Source organism: Polaromonas sp. P1_E3, assembly GCF_056405935.1.
Genome location: NZ_JBFUBD010000359.1, coordinates 1 through 2,700, shown reverse-complemented (window position 1 = coordinate 2,700; position 2,700 = coordinate 1). Strand labels below are relative to the sequence as shown.

Genomic DNA, 2,700 nt, shown 5'->3' with positions numbered 1-2,700 from the left:
GCCCGCCGCCCAGGCAAGCGAGCGTGCGCCGGGAACACCCAGCGTGTAAACCACGTAGTGAACGAGCCGCGCAAAAAAATACACGGCGCAGGCGGCGGCCGTCACCGAATCGGCCCGGCCGCTGGCCTGCACCGCCAGCACGGCCGGCGCAAAAATCACCAGGTTTTCAGTGGCATTGGCCTGGGCCCGCTGTGCGCGCTGGGCCCACTCGGCAAGGGATTTTTCTGTGGCCGTCGGGTTGGCTAGCGTACCGCCCAGGCCGCGCACGGCGATGCGGTTGAGGACATAAGGCAAGGCGAACAACGCTGCAGCGGCCAGGGTCAGCGCCAGCCAGTAGATTTCCTTGGACATGATGGTTTTCCTTCTTCGTTTGCATGCCGCAATGCGGGCACGAACGCGAAGATAGCCGCGCCGGGAAAAGTGTTCTGTAGCTTTTGCTACAGAGCCACAAAAGATGGCTGGGCAGCACTGGCGCGTGATGACCAGACCGCTGAAGAAACAGCTTTCCGGCCCAGCATGGTCAAGGCAAAGCGCCCTGCCTGCGCAGCACCTGGCCCGCCCCCGCGCACACAGTCTTGCCATCGCGGCAAGCGAGCTGGCCGTTGACAAAAACGGCGTCAATGCCTGAGCTGACCTCGGTCGGGCTCCCGTAGCTCGCGTTCGCGTTCACACGGTCCGGGTCAAAGATGACGATGTCGGCGTGATGGCCCGGCGCCAGCGTTCCGCGGCCTGTGAGGCCAAAGCGCCGGGCGCTGAGGCCGGTCATCTTGTAGATAGCCGTCTCAAGCGAAAAGAGCTTTCTTTCGCGCACATAGTGCCCCAGCACGCGGGGGAAAGTTCCCCACAGCCGCGGATGCGGCCGCACGTCATGCGCCAGTCCGTCGGAGCCGACCATGGCCATCGGGTGGCTCAGGATGCGGCTGACGTCGTCTTCGCTCATGGCGAAGTAAATGGCCCCGGCCGGCTGCAACGCGCGGGCCACGTCTTCTTCGGTCTGGTTGCGCTCGCGCGCCAGCGCTTTCAATGATCGCCCGGCCACACCCGGCTCGGGTTGCGACCATGTCACCAGCACGTCGCTGGATTGCTTCACGCGGGACGGCAGCAGCATGGTGGAAGAGGCGTTGTACGGATAGCAGTCGAAACACACCGACTGCCCTTGCGCGGCCTGCTCCAGCAGGGCCAATGTCTCTACAGACCGCCCGTGGTTGGCTGTGCCGACCAGTTTGTGGTGGGAGATCACGGTGCCCACACCGAGCTCGCGGCCGATATGCAGGGCCTCGCGCAGTGCCTCGTCAATAGCGTCGCCTTCGTCGCGAATGTGCATGGCCACAATGCCGCCGCACGCCTTGAGCTGTGCACCCACGGCAATCACTTCTTCCGCCGTGGCGGCTTTTGCGGGCGGGTAGTACAGGCCTGTCGACATACCGATGGCGCCGGCCGCCAGCGCTGCCGCGAGTTCCGTCGCCATGCCTGCTGCCTCTTCAGGCGTTGCGGCCCGTTCGAGGTCTGCCATGTGCTTGACCCTTAGTGTGGAATGGCCGACAAGACAAGCTACGTTAACGGCCAGGCTGGACTGGGCCAGCGCATCGAGGTAGGCCGCAAAACTCCGGTAGACCCAGCCATCGGAGCCCAGAATGTCCAGCGGCGCTGGCGGGTTGGTGGTTTCCAGCGGGGCCAGGCTGACGCCGCAATTGCCCGCGATGACCGTGGTGACACCCTGCGACAGCTTGGGGTGCGGGCCCGTCGTGGGCATCAGCAACAAGCGGTCGTCGTGGGTATGCGCATCAATAAATCCCGGCGCCACGATGCGCCCAAGCGCACTGACGCGTTCTGTTGCCGGTGCCGATGTCAGGTCGCCGATGGCGGCAACCTTGCCCTGGAACACACCCACGTCGGCGCGCAGGCGGAGCGCGCCGGTTCCATCAATCACCTCGCCGCCTTCAATGATGAGATCAAACATTCGCGTTCAATCCAGCTGGACGCCGGCCCGCTTGACGACCTCCGCCCACATGCGTGTCTCCCGCATGGCGCGGTCAAACAGGCGGTCCGGCGGGCCCAGGGTGGTTTCGAAAGAGATGGCGGCGTAGCGCTCATTGACTGCGGCATTCCCCAGCACCTTGTTGATTTCGCTGTTGAGCCGCATCACGATGTCCCGCGGCGTGCCGGCCGGCGCCACAATGCCGCCCCAGGCCGTCGTTTCATAGCCTTTGACAAACTCTCCGATGGTGGGCACATCGGGCAGTTGCAGGCTGCGCGCCCGGCCCGAAACGCCCAGCGCCTTGACCCGGCCGCTCTTGATGTGCGGCGCGATGGACGACAGGTTGTCAAACATCAGGTCAACCTGCCCGCCCATCAGGTCCTGGATCGCCTGCGGGCTGCCGCGATAGGGCACATGGGTCATGAAGGTGCCGGTCATGCTCTTGAACAGCTCGCCACCCAGGTGCCCCGTGGTTCCGTTGCCTGATGAAGCCATGCTGAGCTTGCCGGGCCTGGATTTGGCCAGCGCGATCAACTCGGCCACGTTCTTCACGCCAAGGTCGTTCCGGACAACCAGCGCGTTTTGCACATAACCGAGCAGCGCCACCGGTACCAGCTGCTTGTCGGGGTCGTAAGGGAGTTTGGCAAAAAGGGCCTTGTTGATTGCCAGGGTACCCACGTTGCCATAGCCCAGCGTGTAGCCGTCCGGCGCCGCACGCACAA

General features: G+C 64.4%; 3 protein-coding genes. All 3 read right to left on the bottom strand.

Going from position 1 to position 2,700, the window contains the following annotated elements; translation table 11 throughout:
* The coding region (locus tag AC1D0Z_RS19140; RefSeq protein ID WP_477659774.1) for an MAPEG family protein at positions 1-351 on the bottom strand (351 nt) is incomplete at its 3' end.
* Positions 352-520: 169 nt separating this feature from the next.
* Complete coding sequence (locus AC1D0Z_RS19135) at positions 521-1,960, bottom strand: N-acyl-D-amino-acid deacylase family protein (RefSeq protein WP_477659773.1); 1,440 nt, start codon at positions 1,958-1,960, stop codon at positions 521-523.
* Positions 1,961-1,966: 6 nt separating this feature from the next.
* Positions 1,967-2,700: Bug family tripartite tricarboxylate transporter substrate binding protein (locus tag AC1D0Z_RS19130; protein WP_477659772.1), on the bottom strand; the 734-nt coding region annotated here is incomplete at its 5' end.